This window comes from Nocardiopsis listeri NBRC 13360 (assembly GCF_001570765.1).
GTDB classification, from domain to species: domain Bacteria; phylum Actinomycetota; class Actinomycetes; order Streptosporangiales; family Streptosporangiaceae; genus Nocardiopsis; species Nocardiopsis listeri.
Window position 1 is genome coordinate 15,356 of sequence record NZ_BCSH01000052.1, and the last position, 17,083, is coordinate 32,438.

Annotated in this window: 16 protein-coding genes and 1 pseudogene; 7 read left to right on the forward strand and 10 right to left on the reverse strand. The window is 69.1% G+C overall.

What is annotated here, in order from left to right; all coding sequences use genetic code 11:
• Positions 1-172: 172 nt before the first annotated feature.
• The 3 genes from NLI01S_RS16855 to NLI01S_RS16865 all read right to left on the reverse strand — a co-directional run bounded on the left by NLI01S_RS16855 (position 173) and on the right by NLI01S_RS16865 (position 4,728).
• Positions 173-1,936, reverse strand: a complete 1,764-nt coding sequence (locus NLI01S_RS16855; RefSeq protein WP_067605706.1) for an LCP family glycopolymer transferase — start codon at positions 1,934-1,936, stop codon at positions 173-175.
• 506 nt (positions 1,937-2,442) lie between these two features.
• Complete coding sequence (locus NLI01S_RS16860; RefSeq protein WP_067605581.1) at positions 2,443-3,117, reverse strand: hypothetical protein; 675 nt, start codon at positions 3,115-3,117, stop codon at positions 2,443-2,445.
• Positions 3,118-3,540: 423 nt separating this feature from the next.
• Entirely contained in the window at positions 3,541-4,728 is a 1,188-nt protein-coding gene (locus NLI01S_RS16865; protein ID WP_067605584.1) for an ROK family transcriptional regulator, read from the reverse strand.
• Between the two features lie 227 nt (positions 4,729-4,955).
• Here NLI01S_RS16865 and zwf point away from each other — a divergent pair, with 227 nt between their 5' ends.
• The 3 genes from zwf (at position 4,956) to NLI01S_RS16880 (ending at position 8,953) form a co-directional block, all read left to right on the forward strand.
• A complete protein-coding gene (zwf, locus tag NLI01S_RS16870; RefSeq protein WP_067605587.1) occupies positions 4,956-6,437 on the forward strand; it encodes a glucose-6-phosphate dehydrogenase in 1,482 nt (493 codons plus the stop codon).
• Positions 6,434-8,251 (forward strand): phosphogluconate dehydratase, encoded by a 1,818-nt coding sequence (gene edd / locus NLI01S_RS16875; RefSeq protein ID WP_067605590.1) that lies wholly within the window; start codon positions 6,434-6,436, stop codon positions 8,249-8,251. Before zwf ends, edd begins: the two co-directional genes overlap by 4 nt.
• 63 nt (positions 8,252-8,314) lie before the next feature.
• On the forward strand, positions 8,315-8,953 hold the full coding sequence (locus NLI01S_RS16880) for a bifunctional 4-hydroxy-2-oxoglutarate aldolase/2-dehydro-3-deoxy-phosphogluconate aldolase (RefSeq protein WP_067605592.1): 639 nt from the start codon (positions 8,315-8,317) through the stop codon (positions 8,951-8,953).
• A 130-nt stretch (positions 8,954-9,083) separates the two neighbouring features.
• On the opposite strand, the gene NLI01S_RS16885 is transcribed toward NLI01S_RS16880, so the two are convergent.
• From NLI01S_RS16885 to NLI01S_RS16910, 6 genes are all read right to left on the reverse strand, one after another.
• Positions 9,084-9,854 (reverse strand): TetR/AcrR family transcriptional regulator, encoded by a 771-nt coding sequence (locus NLI01S_RS16885; RefSeq protein WP_067605595.1) that lies wholly within the window; start codon positions 9,852-9,854, stop codon positions 9,084-9,086.
• A gap of 158 nt (positions 9,855-10,012) precedes the next feature.
• On the reverse strand, positions 10,013-10,870 hold the full coding sequence (locus NLI01S_RS16890) for an ABC transporter permease (protein ID WP_067605602.1): 858 nt from the start codon (positions 10,868-10,870) through the stop codon (positions 10,013-10,015).
• On the reverse strand, positions 10,867-11,847 hold the full coding sequence (locus NLI01S_RS16895) for an ATP-binding cassette domain-containing protein (RefSeq protein WP_067605605.1): 981 nt from the start codon (positions 11,845-11,847) through the stop codon (positions 10,867-10,869). The genes NLI01S_RS16890 and NLI01S_RS16895 overlap by 4 nt, the downstream gene beginning before the upstream one ends.
• A 117-nt stretch (positions 11,848-11,964) precedes the next feature.
• Positions 11,965-12,183, reverse strand: coding sequence for a TetR-like C-terminal domain-containing protein (locus tag NLI01S_RS16900; RefSeq protein ID WP_067605608.1), 219 nt, complete (start codon positions 12,181-12,183; stop codon positions 11,965-11,967).
• 138 nt (positions 12,184-12,321) lie between these two features.
• Positions 12,322-12,735: an NUDIX hydrolase gene (locus NLI01S_RS16905; protein ID WP_067605611.1), complete on the reverse strand. Its 414-nt coding sequence runs from the start codon at positions 12,733-12,735 to the stop codon at positions 12,322-12,324.
• Positions 12,736-12,808: 73 nt separating this feature from the next.
• Positions 12,809-13,369: a DNA-3-methyladenine glycosylase I gene (locus NLI01S_RS16910; RefSeq protein WP_067605709.1), complete on the reverse strand. Its 561-nt coding sequence runs from the start codon at positions 13,367-13,369 to the stop codon at positions 12,809-12,811.
• A 134-nt stretch (positions 13,370-13,503) separates the two neighbouring features.
• On the opposite strand from NLI01S_RS16910, the gene NLI01S_RS16915 reads away from it, so the two are divergent.
• Genes NLI01S_RS16915 through NLI01S_RS16920 form a run of 3 tightly spaced genes read left to right on the forward strand, consistent with a single transcriptional unit; the run spans position 13,504 to position 14,693 of the window.
• Positions 13,504-14,073, forward strand: a complete 570-nt coding sequence (locus NLI01S_RS16915; protein WP_223809279.1) for a GNAT family N-acetyltransferase — start codon at positions 13,504-13,506, stop codon at positions 14,071-14,073.
• Between the two features lie 60 nt (positions 14,074-14,133).
• Positions 14,134-14,307 (forward strand): hypothetical protein, encoded by a 174-nt coding sequence (locus NLI01S_RS25790; protein WP_190318499.1) that lies wholly within the window; start codon positions 14,134-14,136, stop codon positions 14,305-14,307.
• Positions 14,304-14,693, forward strand: coding sequence for a glyoxalase (locus NLI01S_RS16920; protein WP_067605616.1), 390 nt, complete (start codon positions 14,304-14,306; stop codon positions 14,691-14,693). Before NLI01S_RS25790 ends, NLI01S_RS16920 begins: the two co-directional genes overlap by 4 nt.
• Before the next feature lie 63 nt (positions 14,694-14,756).
• On the opposite strand, the pseudogene NLI01S_RS25360 reads toward NLI01S_RS16920, so the two are convergent.
• Positions 14,757-15,274, reverse strand: a pseudogene (locus tag NLI01S_RS25360) (ABC transporter ATP-binding protein); the annotation flags it as partial.
• A 183-nt stretch (positions 15,275-15,457) separates the two neighbouring features.
• Between NLI01S_RS25360 and NLI01S_RS16930 the strand changes: the two are divergent.
• The gene (locus NLI01S_RS16930; protein WP_067605622.1) at positions 15,458-17,023 is read left to right on the forward strand and encodes an ABC transporter substrate-binding protein; all 1,566 of its coding nucleotides are present in this window, start codon (positions 15,458-15,460) and stop codon (positions 17,021-17,023) included.
• The last annotated feature ends 60 nt before the right edge of the window (positions 17,024-17,083 follow it).

The following is a 17,083-nucleotide window of genomic DNA, read 5'->3' on the forward strand; positions in this document are numbered from 1 at the left end:
CCCGTTCACTCGCCCCGCGTCGGGTGCCGCACATCGGGCTCGGCCCGCCCGGATCGTGGGACGTCCCGAGCCGGTGATCCTCCTCCAACCCACGGGTCCCTCGAACCCGTGAACGCCGAAGGGCCCCGCCCTTCGGCGGAGCCCTCCACGTCGAGGTCGATTCGTGTGACCGCTACCAGTCGTCCTCGCCGGTACCGAACCCGAGCCCGTCCTGGCACGGGTTGGACGTGGCGTCGCGGCCCTCGCCCGGACGGGCGGACGGCGACTCCGTCACGTCATCCCCGCCCGCACCCTCTCCCTCCGGCGCCTCGCCGTCCTCCACGACCGACCGATCCACCGGGGTCGGAGAGGACATCGGCGGCTCCTGCGGAACCGACGCGTCATCGGCGGCGAGCAGTTCGGGCAGAGGACGGTCCTCGCGCACGGCCCGGAACAGTTCGTCGGCGTCCTCCTGGTGCCACATCACCCGGTTGGGGTCGTACGGAGCCTGGTACCAGGGCACGGTGTGGAACTCGATGTCGGACAGGTCAACGTCGGCCATGGTGACCGCGATGGACAACATGCGATCGAGTGAGAGCTCATGGTCGGTGGCGCTGTGTTGAGCCACCGCCTGCATGATCCCGTTGAGCTTGCGCGGACTGGTCAGCACGTCGCTGCTGGTCACCTGGTCGGCGAGTGCCGCCATGAACATCTGTTGTCGGTCGATGCGGCCGATGTCCCCACCGTCGCCGATGTCGTAGCGGGCCCGGACGAAGGACAGGGCCTCCTCCCCACTGAGGGTCTGCCGGCCGGCTTCGATGTCGAGCTTGGACCGTTCGTCCCGCATGGGCTCGGGGATGCACATGTCCACCCCGCCGATGGCGTCCACGACGTCTCGGAAGCTCGCGAAGCTCAGGTGGACGAAGTGGTCGACCCGAATATCGGTGAGCGATTCGATGGTCCGAACGACACAGGGCGGGCCGCCGTGGTACATCGCGGCGTTGATCATGCCGAAGTAGCCGTAGGTGCCCTCGGTCTTGGCGTAGGCGTCGCACTCGGGAAGCTGCACCAGGGAGTCACGCGGGAAGCTGATCACCGAGACTCGTTTGTCCGGCGAGATGTGCGCGAGCATCAGGGAGTCGGAGCGTTCGCCCTCGAACTCCTGCGTGTAGGCGGGGCTGTCCTCCTCGTATCCATCGGATCCGATGAAGAGGATGTTGACCGCGTCGCTGATCTTGTCCGGTCGGTCCTCTTCGCTGAGTACCGAACCGATGTCGTGCTGCGTCATCTCCGAACGCAGTGAGTGGTAGTAGCCGTAGGCGGTGGCGGCGCCCAGACACAGGAGGATCGCGACCGATGCCGCGGTCCACAGGACGACGCGACGCAGACGGCGACGCCCCTTCTTGCCGGTCGTCACGGTGGCCGAGGCGGTGGCACCTTCTGTCTCGCCGCCCGTCCCGGGTGTGCTCTCGGGGCTCGCCCCGGGGACGTTCGAGGAATCCTCGTCGGCCCCGGCACCGGTGGTGGCGGCGGTCACCGCGGCCGTCGACTCCTCACCGGTCACTTCCTCGGTGCCTTCGGCCCGTTCCGCCTCGGAGCTCTCGGCGCTCTCGTCATCCGAAGCGACGTCGTCCTCCGCCCGGCTTCGTGAAGCGTCCTCACCGGACTTCTCCGTGGCCGCCACGGGCTCGTCGACGTCGGCGGGCACCGGAGCGCTCTCACCATCAGGCGTGCCCACACCGTCCGGCGCCGACTCTCCGCCCGTATCCTCGCCCGGGGCTTGGTCCGGTTCATCGTTCGGATCCTCGGCACGAGGCTCGTCGGCCGAGGTCTCGGCTTCCTCGGGACTCTCTTGTTCCTCGGAGTTCCCCCGGCCCTCGGACACGGGGTCGTTCTCCGGGATCTCGTCTGGTGTCTGGTCCACGCCGGAATCGGCGGAGTTCTCGTCAGCGGGCATCGTGACAATCTCGGTGAGTTCGGACGGCTGGACGTGCCAACGGACGGACACCGACCCGAGCGGGCCTCGTGTCCGGGTCCGGGGAATGGCGGAGGTCGCGCAGGGGATGCGCGCGGGCTGTCCGGAATCCAGGCCGAAAAGTCATCGAGGGAAGACGTGGCATCTGTGGAAGATGGTGCAGCACCGATGGGTAGGGGGTGGCTAAGACACCAGAACCCGCGCGTGGCAGTGATCCTAGGTGAAGTTCTCGCAGAGTGCGCGTTCGGGATGCCCATGCGCGCGGTTCCTGACCACAATTGCGCCGCACAATTTCCTTCGTCGGATGGAAGTCCACGGAGGCTTTCTTGCCCGACTTTCTCACGTGTGACCGCAAGAATCACTTCTGACCCGCCGTGGGAACATCGGTTCGGAGCGTCCTCGTGGGGCCGCGCGCAATGATCCGGCACCGTATCGAGGATGCTTCCGATCGGGATGCGTGGAGCCGCGTGCCCCGTGACGAACCGGGGTCAGTCGTCCCAGAACGCGCTTTCCTTCTCCGGGCTCGCAGGTGTGGCGGTGCGGCCGCCGGTCTTGCCGGACGGCTTGGTGCCGCTCTTGGTCGTCTTGGTGGGCGTCTTGCGGGCCGGGGTGCTCTTGGCGGGCGTGCTTCCGGTGTGCCGGGGGCGCGCGGTGACCGAACTCTTCTCGATCGGTGCGGCGGGCTTGGGCGTCTCCCCGGAGTGGATGCTCAGGGCCTCTTCCTCCACGCTCAGCATCTTGCGCATCGCGGAGGGGATCTCTGGCAGGCGGTCCGCTCGCAGGTGGGCGCCGAGGACGTCCAGGGCGTGGTCGCACAGGACCCGCTTGGCGGTACTGGAGCCGACGCCGCTGAGCTGTTCGACCTCTGGCAGTTCGTGTTCGCGCAGCAGTCGGACGACGGCGGTGAGCCGTTCACGCGTCTTGCGGTCGGTCATCGACATGACGGTGAGCTCGGCGTCGCGCAGGAACTCGATCTTGTCGCCGTCGCCGTCACGCTCGGCGATGAACGCGCTGGTGAGGTTGCGGGCGGAGTTGCGGGTGCCGGACCGGAGCTCGGCTCGGCGGATCTGTCTGGCGTGCAGGGCGGTGACGACGGCGCTGGTGACCAGGCTGATGCCGGCGCCCAACAAGACGAGCACGGCGGGGTTCTCAAGGATGTCCACGGGAGGCCTTTCCGGAGGGGGCCGCACGGGGCAGGATTGCGGAGGTGGGAGCGTGCGGGGAGGTGCTCGGGTGCGTGACTATTCGGTAGTTCGGTACATCTTGTCAAGTGTCATGACATGCCGGGCACGCGAAAAGAGACGACCGCGCAGCTCGGGGAGGGGCGGTGGGGGCCGGTGTCGGATCGCCCTCGCCCGTCACCTACCCGGAAGATCGAGGTCGGACACGGCCGTCCACAGGCTGTGGACGAGCGTCCCGCCGTTCCAGGCCGAAGGGTCGTCCTAGAGACCGCCCAGGGGCCGTCCGTGGGCCGGCCCGAGCCGATCCGTCCATCGGGGAGCAGACCCACGACCCATGGTGTGTCCTGTGGACCACGAGGGGTGCCCGAACAGGCCGAAACGCCGACGGACGCCCGAAAACACCGCTCAGCCCGCGAGCAGCTTGTTCACGGAGTCGGGGGAGATGACCTCCTCGGTGACCATGGCCGCGCATCCACGAACCCCGGCGTCGTCCCACAGAGTGCTCGGAACGATCCGCAGCCGGCGAGTGGAGAGCGCGGTGCACTGTTGGAAGACCACCTCGCGCACCCCCGCGACCAGGTGGTCGTAGGCCCCGGAGAGGTCGCCGCCGAGCACGATCACCTCCGGGTTCAGCAGGTTGACCGCCCCCGCGAGGGCCTCACCCAGCCGTCGTCCCGCGTCGCGCACCAGGGTGACGGCCACCGGATCCCCCTCCCGGGCCAGCGTCACCAGTTCCGGCAGTCCCGCGACCGCACGCCCCTCCTGTCTCGCGAGGGTCAACAGGCGTCGGCCACCGATCACCGCTTCCAGACAGTCGGTGTTGCCGCAGCGGCAGGGCAGACCGCCACCGTCGCGCACGGGGATGTGCCCGATCTCCCCGGCCGCGCCGAGGGCACCGCGCAGTAGGTTGCCGCCGGAGAGCAGCCCCGCGCCGATCCCCGTGGAGACCTTCACGAACACCATGTCGTCGGTGTGGCCGTGGCCGCCCGAGATGTGCTCACCCAGGGCCATCACGTTCACGTCGTTGTCCACCATGACCGGGACCGGGAAGCGTTCGGCCACGAGCGGGGCCAGGGCCACGCCGGCCCACTTGCTCAGGACGGGCCGATCATCGGCCCGACCCGCGTGGAACTCCACGGTCCCGGGCAGGCCGATCCCCACACCGCGGACGTCGTCGGGGGAGCGTTCCAGGGACGCGATCTGTTCGCTCCAGGTGTCCAACAACCAGGGCACGGTGGCGTCGGGTCCCTGTTCCATGTCGGGCGAGCCCGGCGTGCGGACCAGTACCCGACCGTCCAGATCGCACACGGCGGCCTGGCTGCGGACCATGCCCAAGGCCCCGGTCAACACCAGGCCGTGGGAGGCGTTGAACTCCAGCAACGTGGGTGGCCGACCACCACTGGAGGCGGCGCGGGTGCCCTCCGTGACCAGGCCGTTCTCGATCAGCTCGGTGATCCGCAGGGCGACGGACGGGCGGGAGAGGCCGGTCGCGCGGGCGATCTCCGACCTGCTGGCGGCGCTTCCCGTACGGATCATCTCCAGGATGTGGCCGCTGGTCGCGGTGGAGGACAGGCGTCCTGGGGTTCTGGCCATGCCTCATTGAACCATTCACTAGGTCGATCGCCATGAAGATCGTGTACTTCTGTAAATTATTGTTCTGAAGTGTGATTGGTTTTTTACCATAGTGGGATTAGGGTCGAAACAGGGTCGTTAGTCCCCCTGGTCACGACGTCCCGGACCCCGCGCCGGAAGTCCTCGTGCCCCGCCCCGGCACCCCCCGATCACACCTCTCCTTCCTCCCTCTCGCAGGAGCCGACCGAATGCAGCAGCCCGTGCCCCGCCACCCCACCGACCTGGTGGTCTTCGGCGGAACCGGAGACCTGTCGATGCGCAAACTCCTTCCCTCCCTCTACCTCCTGGACCGAGACGGTCACCTGGACGAGGGGACACGCGTCATCGCCGTCTCCAAGGACGGACTGACCGACGCCGACCTGCGCGACAAGGCGGACTCCGCGGTACGCGGCCACAGCGCCGTCCAGGTGGTCGAACCCGAGGTCCTGCGTCGCTTCCTGGGTCGTCTCCGACACGTCACGGTGGACGTCGGTGGAGACCCCTCGGGTTGGACGCGTCTGACCGAGGCGCTCACCCGCGGCCGTGACCGGGTCTTCTACCTCGCGGTACCGCCGATGATCTCCGGGGCCATCTGCCATGGCCTGCGCGACGCAGACCTGGTCACCCCGCAATCCCGAGTGGTCATGGAGAAGCCGCTGGGACGCGACCTCGTCTCCTCCCAGGTGGTCAATGACGAGGTCGGGTCGGTGTTCGACGAGTCCCGCATCTACCGGATCGACCACTACCTGGGGAAGGAGACCGTGCAGAACCTGCTCGTCCTGCGGTTCGCCAACGTCTTCCTCGAACCCCTGTGGAACTCTCGCTGGATCGACCACGTGCAGATCACCGTGGCCGAGACCGTCGGCGTGGGCGGCCGTAGGGGCTACTACGACTCCTCCGGTGCCATGCGCGACATGGTCCAGAACCACCTGCTACAGCTGCTCTGCCTGACCGCCATGGAACCGCCGTCCAGCTACGACCGCGACGCCGTCCGCGACGAGAAGCTCAAGGTCCTGCAGTCCCTCAAACCCGTGACGGGGGACCAGGTCGCCCGGCACATCGTGCGCGGACAGTACACCCGGGGCAAGGTCCAGGGAGAAGAGGTCCTCGGTTACCTGGACGAGGCGGGCGGGCCGCCGACCAGTGACACCGAGACCTACGTGGCCCTGCGCGCCGAGGTGTCGAACTGGCGATGGGCGGGCGTCCCCTTCTACCTGCGCACCGGCAAACGCATGGCGAACGCCGACTCGGAGATCGTGATCCGGTTCCGGGACGTTCCGCACACGATCTTCCCCGGCGCCGGTACGCCCAGCGACGCCGGTTCCCTCGTCATCCGGCTCCAACCGGACGAGGGCATCCACCTGACCATGCTGGCCAAGACACCCGGCGCCGGAGCGCTGAGGCTGCGGCCGGTCCCGCTCGAACTCAGTTTCGCCGACACCTTCGCCACCCGCTCACCCGAGGCCTACGAGCGGTTGCTGATGGACGTGTTGGCCGGGGATTCCACTCTCTTCATGCGCCGCGACGAGGTCGAGGCCGCATGGCGGTGGGTGGACCCGATCATCCAGGCCTGGGACGACCTCGGCGTCGCCCCTGAGCCCTACCCCGCCGGAAGCGCCGGCCCCGCGGGCGCCGACCGGCTCATCGGCCGCACCGGCCGTACGTGGCACGAAGAGGAGAGAGCCCGATGACCGCGCACCCCGACCTCCACCCTGTCGTCGCCGAGGTGACCCGCCGCCTCGCCGACCGCAGCGTCGACACCCGATCGGCCTACCTGGAACGGATCCGTGAGGCCGTGAGCAGGGGGCCGGCCCGTTCATCGTTGGGCTGCGCCAACCTCGCCCACGGGTTCGCCGCCTGCGGTGTGGGCGACAAGCTCGCCCTCTCCGGGGACGTCACCCCCAACCTGGCGATCGTCTCCGCCTACAACGACATGCTGTCCGCGCACCAGCCCCTGGAGTCCTACCCCGCGACCATCAAGGCCGCGGTGTCCGAGGCCGGCGGTGTCGCCCAGTTCGCGGGCGGTGTTCCCGCCATGTGCGACGGCATCACCCAGGGCCGTGAGGGCATGGAACTGTCCCTCTTCAGCCGCGACGTGATCGCGATGGCCACCGGCGTGGCGCTGTCGCACGACATGTTCGACGGGGCGCTCATGCTCGGCGTGTGCGACAAGATCGTGCCCGGCCTGCTCATCGGCGCGCTTTCCTTCGGACACCTCCCGGTGGCCTTCGTTCCGGCCGGCCCCATGCCCTCGGGGCTGCCGAACAAGGAGAAGGCGCGGGTCCGGCAGAAGTTCGCCGAGGGACGGATCGGGCGCAAGGATCTGCTCCAGGCCGAGTCCGCCGCCTACCACTCGCCCGGTACCTGCACCTTCTACGGCACCGCCAACTCCAACCAGATGCTCATGGAGGTCATGGGCCTGCACCTGCCCGGTGCCAGCTTCGAGCAGCCGGGGACCCCGCTCCGGGAGGCCCTGACCGCGGAGGCCGGACGTCGCGTGCTCGGCCACACCGCGTTGGGGGAGGAACACACCCCGCTCGGTGAGCAGGTCGACGAGAAGGCCATCGTCAACGCGGTGGTCGCGTTGCTGGCCACCGGTGGCTCCAGCAACCACACGCTGCACCTGGTGGCGATCGCTCGCGCGGCCGGTATCCGGCTCACCTGGGACGACTTCGCGGACCTGTCCGAGGTGGTGCCGCTGCTCACCCGCATGTACCCCAACGGTGCCGCCGACGTGAACCGGTTCCACGAGGTGGGCGGCATGGCCTTCCTCATCGGGAGCCTCCTCGACGCCGGTCTGCTCCACGAGGACGTGCGCACCATCGCCGGTCCGGGCCTTGACCGCTACCGTCAGGTGCCCCACCTGGACGAGACCGGTCTGACCTGGGTGGACGGCCCGAAGGACAGCGCCGACAAGACGGTGCTGCGCGGTGCGGGAGATCCCTTCGCCCCCGACGGCGGTCTGCGCATGCTCTCCGGCAACCTCGGCCGTGCCGTCATCAAGGTGTCGGCCGTCGACCCCGAACGGCGTGTGATCGAGGCCCCGGCCAAGGTCTTCGCCGACCAGGCCGAATTGCAGAAGGCCTTCACCGAGGGAGAGCTGACCGGTGACTTCGTCGCGGTGGTGCGCTTCCAGGGGCCGCGCGCCAACGGGATGCCCGAGCTGCACAAGCTCACCCCGCCGCTCGGGGTACTACAGGACCGGGGCCAGAAGGTGGCCTTGGTGACCGACGGGCGTATGTCCGGGGCTTCCGGGAAGGTCCCGGCCGCGATCCACGTGTCCCCGGAGGCGGAGGCGGGTGGTCCGTTGGCCAGGGTCCAGGACGGCGACCTCATCCGTCTGGACGCGGTGAACGGCACACTGGAGGTCCTGGCCGACCTGGAGGGCAGGGAGGACGCACGTCCTTCCGTCGACTCCTCGGTGGGCACCGGGCGTGAGCTCTTCGCGGCTCTGCGCGCGGCGGTCGGCCCGGCCGAGTCCGGCGCCGGCGTCTTCGGTCACTGAGGAATCCGCGCGTCAAGGATCCGCACGACCCCATCCGTACCGAACCCGTACTTGGAGAAGCACATGAGGACCGTCCCCCGCTCCGGTGAGGACCTGTTCGCCCTCGCCCCGGTCATGCCGGTGGTGGTGCTGGAGAACGCCGAGGACGCGGTGCCCGTGGCCCGCGCGCTGGTGGCGGGCGGCCTGCCCGGCATCGAGGTCACCCTGCGGACACCCGCAGCGCTGGACGCGATCGAGCGCATCGCCGAGGAGGTGCCCGAAGCGGTGGTGGGCGCCGGAACCGTGGTCACAGCCGAACAGGCCGACGCCGCCGCGAAGGTGGGGGCTCGGTTCCTTGTCAGCCCGGGGTGCACCCCCGACCTGGCTCGCGCCATGACGGACACGGGACTGCCCTCGCTGCCGGGGGTGGCCACGGTGTCGGAGGCGATGACCCTTTTGGAGTCGGGCCTGACCGCGCTGAAGTTCTTCCCGGCGGAGGCGTCGGGCGGGGCACGGTTCCTGAAGTCCCTGGGTGGACCGCTGCCGCAGGTGCGCTTCTGTCCGACCGGTGGGATCACCCTCCAGAGCGCGCCGGACTACCTCGCCCTGCCGAACGTGGGCTGTGTGGGCGGGAGTTGGTTGACCCCGAGCGACCTGGTCGCCGGGGCCCGTTGGGACGACATCACGGCCCTGGCCCGCGAGGCCGCCGCGCTGCGTTCCTGAGCCTCGATACCGCGGACCGCACACCGCCGACCGTCGCTCGGAAGCCGACGGTCGGCGGTGGCGTATCTCCCCGGAACGACCGAGAGGATCGCGTCGGCCGTTCGGCCGGGTTCGGACGAGGAGGCCGCGCTCAGTCGTCGGTCGGAGCGCGGGAGTCCACGAGCGCACGTACCCCGTCCAGCACCCGCTCCAGGCCGAAGGAGAACTCGTGGTCGGGGTCGTAGACCGCCTGGTGCGCTCGGCCGACGGCGGTGCCCACCCGTGAGGCGGTCGGGAACCTCGTGTCGTCGGCCAGCGCCGCCAACAAGGGGTCGTAGGTCCGCCACCACTGCTCGTCGTCCATACCGGAGTCCCGGGCCACCTGCTCGGCCCCCAGGGTCTGTCGGACGGTGCTCTCCACGTAGCCGTTGACCAGGTTGACGGTGGAGTCCATCTCGACCTCGCTCAGGTTCAGACCGTCCACCGCGGAGAGTTCGTGGTCGTACTTGGCGATGAGGTTGGGACCCAAAAGGCGTGTGGTGACCACCTGCAGCATCCATGGATGGCGTACGTACAGGGCCCGATTGGCGAACGCGATCCGTCGCAACCTCTCGCGCCAGGCACCGGATCGGTCGTCCGTGTCCAGGTCACCGTAGGCGGCGTCGACCATGAGGTCGAGGAGTTCGCCCTTGCCCGGGACGTAGGTGTACAGCGACATCGTGCCCACGCCGAGCGCGTCGGCGACCCTGCGCATGGACAGCGCCGCGATGCCCTCGGAATCAGCGAGTCCGGTGGCCGCCGCCACGATCCGGTCGACGTTGAGCCCCGGTTTCCCCCGACCACGGCTGGTCGGCTCCTGGGTGCGCCACAGGAGGGACAGGCTGCGCGCGGGGTCACCGCTCTTACCGTGCTGCGAGGGCATGGGTCCGTCCTGGTCCTGATCCTGGCCCGTAGGGCGTACGGGCCAGTGTACGTCCCGCGGGCTCTCTCGGCCGTCCGGCGGCGGGAACGGGAGGGGGGACCGGTGGGGCCGGACCGCGGCGGCCGGGGGAGGACGGGGCGGGTGCAAGGCCCCTGGGCTCAGCCGCTCAGGTCGCGGTACTTGTGCACGCACAGTGGAGCGAACACGGCCACGAGAAGCAGTGGCCAGACGACCGCCATGAGCGGCGCGTTCTGCGTGATCCAGGTGTCCCCGACCGCCACCGGGTTGCCGAACAGCCCGCGTACCGCCGTGACCGTGGACGACATCGGATTCCAGTCGGCGATGGTCCCCAACCACAGGGGCATGGTCGCCGTGGCCACGAACGCGTTCGACAGGAAGCCGATCGGGAACTCCAGGGTCTGGATGACGCTGATGGCGCCCTGTCCCCGGGCGAGGAGGCCCACGTAGACGCCGATCCACACCAAGGCGAAACGGAGCAGGAGCAGCAGCCCGAAACCGGCCAGGGCCTCGGTGAAGGTGCCGTGCCACCGCCAACCGACGAGCATCCCGAACCCGACCAGGACGCTCAGTGCCAGGGTCGAGCGCAGCATGTCCGCCAGGCAGCGTCCCACGACCACCGCGGAGGAAGCCATGGGCAGCGAACGGAACCGGTCGGTGACCCCGCGTGCGGCGTCCGTGGTCACGGCGGTGACCGTTTCCCCCAGACCGAACACCATGGCCATGGCGAACATGCCGGGCATCAGGTACTCGGTGTAGTCCCCACCGTCGGGCACCGACATGGACCCGCCGAGCAGGTACACGAACATCAACACCATGAGCACCGGGAACAGCAGACCGAAACCGATCTCCCAGGGCTGGCGCATCCAGTGGGTGAGGTCGCGCCCGGCCACCGCCCAGCCGTCCGCGACGGCCCAACGTGCTCGGGACGCCAGGCCTCGCGGCCTGCCGGGGAGGGGGGCTTCGGTCGTCGTGGGGCGCGTTTCGGTGACGCTCATCGGGCGACCTCTGTCGTGGTGTTCGGAGAGTGTTCTCCGCTCTCGGTCAACTGGAGGAAGACCTCGTCGAGGGTGGGGCGGCGCAGCAGGACGTCGGCCACCCCCACCGCCTCTTCGTCCAGGACGCGGACCGAGCGGGTCAGGGCGGCCACGCGGTCGTCCACCTCGGCGCTGAGGCGGCGCCCTTCGAGGTCCACGTCCACGGGGTGTCCGGTGGCCTCCGCGACCAGTGCGGCGGCACGTTCCAGGGCCGTCCCGTCGGTCAGGACCACGTCGATGCGGTCCCCACCGATCCGGGTCTTGAGTTCGGTGGGGGAGCCCTGGGCGATCACCCGGCCGGTGTCGATCACCGAGATCGTCCGGGCCAGCCGGTCGGCCTCCTCCAGGTACTGGGTGGTGAGCAGGACGGTGGTGCCGTCCTCGACGAGATCGCGCACCGCCGACCACACCTCCTCGCGACCGCGTGGGTCGAGCCCGACGGTGGGTTCGTCGAGGAACATCACCGGCGGCGACAGGATCATCCCGGCGGCCAGGTCGAGCCTGCGGCGCATACCCCCGGAGTAGGTTCCGACCGGACGGTCTCCACTGTCGGACAGCCCGAAGCGCTCAAGGAGTTCATCGGCCCGACGAGCGGCCACCCGGCCGCCCAGGTGGTAGAGGCGGCCGAAGAGCCTCAGGTTCTGGCGTCCGCTGAGGATCTCGTCGACGGCGGCGTTCTGGCCCACCAGGCCGATCCGGTAGCGGACCTCGGAGCCCTGGGCGGCCACGTCGTACCCGGCGACCTCGGCGGTGCCCTCGTGGTGGCGGAGCAGGGTGGTGAGTACGCGCACGGCGGTGGACTTTCCGGCGCCGTTGGGTCCGAGGAGTCCGTGCACGGTGCCGGGTTCGACCTCCAGGTCGAAGTCGCGCAGGGCCCACCCGTCCTTGAACCTACGGCCGAGTCCTCGTGCGCTGATCGCTTTTCGCGTGGGTGCCATGAGCCCCTCTCTTGGTTCGTACCTCGTACAGTACGGCGTACGGAAAGGGGAACGCGTGGCCTCGTCGAATGATTCCTTATGCCATAAGGAGTTCTGTGGTTCTTCTGTCGGCGCAGGTCAGGTCGGGTTTTGGTCGGGATGCTCCTCGATGAGGAACGCCCCGGCGGCAGCGGCGTCCGCGGTGATCCGGGCGGCCCGGTGGATGTGCCTTGCGGTGACGGGTTCCCGGCAGACCAGTAGTCGGCGGTAGATCGGTGCGACCGACGCCCGGACCACCTCCTCGGTGTCGGTCTCCTCGGGGGCCTCGCCCCGGGCGACCGCCTCGGCCACGACCACGCCTTCCTCACGGAGGTCGGGGTTCGACGCCGGTGGGTGGTGGAACGCGACCGCCCACCGGTGGAAGCGGAGCCGGTGCGGGCGACCCTGCCCGGGTGAACGGTTCGGGTCGAGTCCGGCAGGGCGGGCCTCACAGGGTCAGGAGGTGGTGGTGCGGTGTCGGTGGAGGATTTCGAGGACGAAGCCGGGGACGAGGAGGGCGCCCCACCGTTCGGGAGCGACCCAGTCGAGTCTTCGACCTTCGGTGAGGGGCAGGGAGTGGGGGTCGCCCTCCCAGGTGGCGGAGAAGAAAGTGAGGTGTTGCCCGGAGCCGTTGACGTCGGGGGCCTCGCAGAACTCGGTGAGTCCTTCGACGGTGAGGCCGGCCTCCTCCTGGAGTTCGCGGACGATCGCCTCGCGCGGGGCCTCCCCTTCCTCGCAACCGCCGCCCAGAGTGCTCCAGTGGCCGGGCCAGGCGATACCGGGGATGTCGTCGCGCAGGTGCAGCAGGTACCGTCCGGCGCCGTTGGTGATGATGGCCATCGCGCCGTGAGTGGGAGGAGCGGTCGTCATGTCGCTCACGCTAGGTCACGGGACGTTGCAAGGTCCATCCGGTGGGCGGAAGCGTTCGCCACGAGTGCGGTGGTCAGGGCTTGGCCGGACAGCCCACCAGGTGATCCTCGACCACGCCGGTGGCCTGGAGGTAGGAGTAGGTGATGGTGCCGCCGACGAAGGTGAACCCGCGCCGCTTGAGGTCGCGGCTCAGCCGGTCGGCGAGCGGGGTGGTCACCGGAACCTCCTCGGGTGTGATCCAGTGGCCCACCACCGGGGTGCCGTCCACTCGGTCCCACAGGTAGGCGTCGAAGCTTCCGAACTCCTCGCGCACCCGTAGGAAGGCCTGGGCGTTGCGTACCGCCGAACCGACCTTGAGCCGGTTGCGGATGATCCCCGGATCCGACAGCAACCGGTCCGTTTCGGTCTGTCCATAGCCGGCGATCCGATCGAAGTCGAAACCGTCCATCGCCCGCCGATAGTTCTCGCGCTTGTTCAACACGGTGGCCCAGGACAGGCCGGCCTGCGCACCCTCCAGCACGAGCATCTCGAACAGGTAGTGGTCCTCGTGCGAGGGTCGCCCCCATTCACCGTCGTGGTAGGAGGTCATGGGCTCGGAGGTGTTCCGGGCCCAGGAACAGCGCGGATCGTCGATGTCGGGCACGGGGCTCCTCATGGGCTGGTCGGTGCGGGGCACGTCCATCGTCCCCTAGATCGCTGACCATCCGACACGTGACGCGTTCGGTAAAACACGTTGAGCCGTTCGTCGGAGCAGGCGAGGATGCGTGGGTGACGAACACGAATGCCGGGACCGTACCGACCGGCGCCCCTCGGGTGCGCCTGGTGGAGATGACCGAACCAGTCCTGGTCGCCCTGAAGGAGGGGGACACCTCCACCGCCGGGAGGTTGGTGGGCGCGGAGCTGGGACCGCACTTCGCCGAGGAGGAGATGCGCTGGCTCAGCGGTTACCGCCTGGACCAGTTGCGTGCGGTGCCGGCGCGTGCCGGTTGGTTGACCAACGTCGTGGTGGACGCCGACGACGGCAGGGCGGTCGGTCACGCGGGTTTCCACGGGCCACCGGACGAGCGCCGGAGCGTGGAGATCGGCTACTCCGTCGTGCCGGAACTGCGGCGGCGGGGTTATGCCCGGGCGATGGTGGTGGAGCTGCTGCGGCGGGCCGACGCGTCGCCGGACGTGGTGACGATCTGTGCCTCGATCAGTCCGGACAACGTCGGTTCGCTCGCCACCATCGCCGGTTTCGGTTTTGAAAGGGTCGGTGAGCAGTGGGACGAACGTGACGGTCTGGAGCACATCTTCGAGCGCCCCTCACCCTTGCCGGAGGAATCGACTCGAGGGTGACGTTCTCCTAGGTATCTCGACATCAAGGTAAACTCGAGCCTCGACCCCCGGAGGACGCACGTGAGTGCCCTGGAGATCACCGACCTCAGACGTGTCTACCGGCGAAAAGGGGGTGCGGACCTGGCCGCCCTGCGCGGAGTCACCCTCGACATCCCCGAGGGCGAGGTGCACGGGCCCCTGGGACCCAACGGCACGGGCAACGGAACCCTGGACCGAACCGAGAGGAACGTATGACGGCCCCCGACACCTCCACCGCACTCGGCTTCGGTCTCCACCATGTCCAGATCGCTCTTCCCCCGGGTGGTGAGCAGGACTGCCGTGCCTTCTACGTGGGCGTCCTCGGATTCGTCGAGATCCCCAAGCCCCCGGTTCTGGCGGCCCGCGGAGGCCTGTGGGTGCGCGCCGACGCCCTGGAGATCCACCTGGGAGTCGAGAAGGGATTCACCCCGCAGCGCAAGGCGCACCCCGGCATCCTCGTGCGTGAGATCGACACCCTCGCCGAGCGGATCACCGCGGCAGGACACGAGGTGACCTGGGATGACGCCTTCCCCGGCTATCGACGTTTCCACGTTTTCGACAACAACGGCAACCGGCTGGAGTTCCTCAGCCCGCAGGAGTGAGCGCAAGCACCCGCCGCTCGGGCCGGGAGGCGACGTCCGGCCCGAGCGCGCGTCCTCGGATCCTCAGTCCGTGCCGTGCCAGGAGGATCGCAGGGACGCGTACGCATCACCGGCGGCGATGAGTTCGTCGTGCGACCCGATCTCGGTGACCCGACCGTCCTCCACCACCGCCACCCGGTCCGCGTCGTGCGCCGTGTGCAGCCGGTGCGCGACGCGATCACCGTCCGGCCCGCCAACACCGCCGCCAGGGACCGTTCGGCCGCTCGCGCCGTCCGCGGATCCAACAGCGAGGTGGCCTCGTCGAGCACCACCGTGTGCGGGTCGAGCAGCACCACCCGGGCCAGCGCCACCTGTTGGGCCCTGGCCGGGTCCAGGTCCGCGCCACCCGAGCCCACCAGGGTGTCCAACCCCTCGGGCGGCTCCCGGACCCAATCGGCGTCCACCGCGTCCAACGCCTCGAGCAGCCGGGCGTCATCGGCGTCCGGGCCGGCGATCGCGACGTTCTCCCGCAACGAACCCGTGAACACGTGGTGCTCCTGGTCGACCAGGACGACGCGTTCGCGCAGCACTTCGGGCACGAGGCTCCCATTCCCCTCTCGTCACCGATTCCCATGGTGATTCTGGTGATTCCGGTGATTTCGGCACCGAACAGGGACGAATTCGTATAACGCCTGCGTCACGAATGGCCGCGATACTCATATATCGCCCGAGAACGCGCATCATAAGTCGTTGGCGAGCCGCCGAACAGAATGAGGTGACCCCGGATGGCCGACCCGGCCGACGTAGGCGGCGGGAACAGGAGGAGGAGCCTGCTGCTGAGCGGTGCGGCGGCGTTGGTCCTCGCAGTCGTGGCGACCGCCCTCATGCTGGGCGATCGTTTCACCTGTGGAGGTCCGGGCAGCGGCGTTCGGGAGATCCAGGGCGAGTGCGTCGGCGTCACGGACGGTTCCTTCGAATTCGCCGACGAGTTCGAACACGTCTCCGGACTCATCCGGGCCGAGAACGAACGCATCGACGCCCTCGCCGGCGGGCAGTCCATCGTCCGCGTCGCCTTCCTGGGCACCCTCAGCTTCGAGGAGGTCGGCCCGATGGACCCGACCCGGATGCGCGGAGCCCTGGAGGGCGCCTACACCGCGCAGATCCGCGCCAACGACACCCGCGCCTACGGTGACCCCACCCCCCAGATCCAGCTGGTCCTGGCGAACATGGGCGGTCGACAGGGGTCCTGGGAGCCGGTAGTGGAGGACCTGGTCGCCATGGCGCAGGACGAGGACCGTCCCCTCGTCGCCGTCACCGGTCTGGGGGTCAGCATCGAGTCGACCAAGAGCGTCGCGGAGGAGCTCCACCGGTACGACATCCCCATGGTCTCCTCCGCGGTCACCGCCGATGGGCTCGCGCACGGACCGGAGGGCATCGACGACGCCGGCGACGAAGAGAACCCCGCCTCGCCCGGGGTGATCCGGGTGGCGCCCAGCAACAACGAGTACGTCAAGGCGCTGAGGACCTACCTGGAAGGTCTCGACGAACCCGCCCGCGCCGTCATCGTGCACGACCAGACCGAACCCGACCTGTTCGTCTCCACCCTCAAGAGCGCCTATGACGCACACCTGAGCGCGTACACCGAGGGGCGCTCCGTCCAGACCTACAGGGGCACCACCGTCGGCGACACCCCGCCCGCCGGTCTGTTCTCCGACGTGTCCGGCAACGTGTGCGCGACCGACGCCGACACCATCCTCTTCGCCGGACGCGCACCCGACCTGGACGCGTTCCTGGACAGTCTCAGGTACAGCGTCTGTGATCGCGACATGCGGGTCCTCTTCGTCTCCACCGGAATGAGCATGCTCAACCAGGAGGAGGAGATGCGGATCGTCGAGGAACAGGACATCACGCTCGTGTACGCCACCGGCGTCGATCCTCGATGGAACGACGCGCCCGCCGGTTCCCCGGGCGTTCCGGAGGGCTACCCGGCCTTCCGTGACGCCTACCTGGAGCACTTCGGCGAGCAGGACCCCGACCTCGAACGGCTCGCCAACGGCTACGCACTCGTCAACCACGACGCCGTAGCCGTGGCCGCCGCGGCCCTGCGGATGACCAACGAACAGGGCAACGAGCCGGTCGCACCGAAGGCCGAGGCCGTCCGGGACCGGCTCATGCTGCTCAACACCCGCAACAGCCAGGTCACGGCGGGTGGCGGCACGCTCAGCTACAGCCCCGAGGGCGCGGGCGAGGCCATCGGACGGTACGTCCCGATCGTCGAGCTGCCGTTCGACGCCGACGCCGAACCGAAGTCGGAACCGCACGTCATCGACGGAGGGGAGAGCACGCCCTGAGACACCGTTCGTGGCGGCGTCATCCCCCATGAACGGAGAGTAGGCGTGTGACATGCGGCG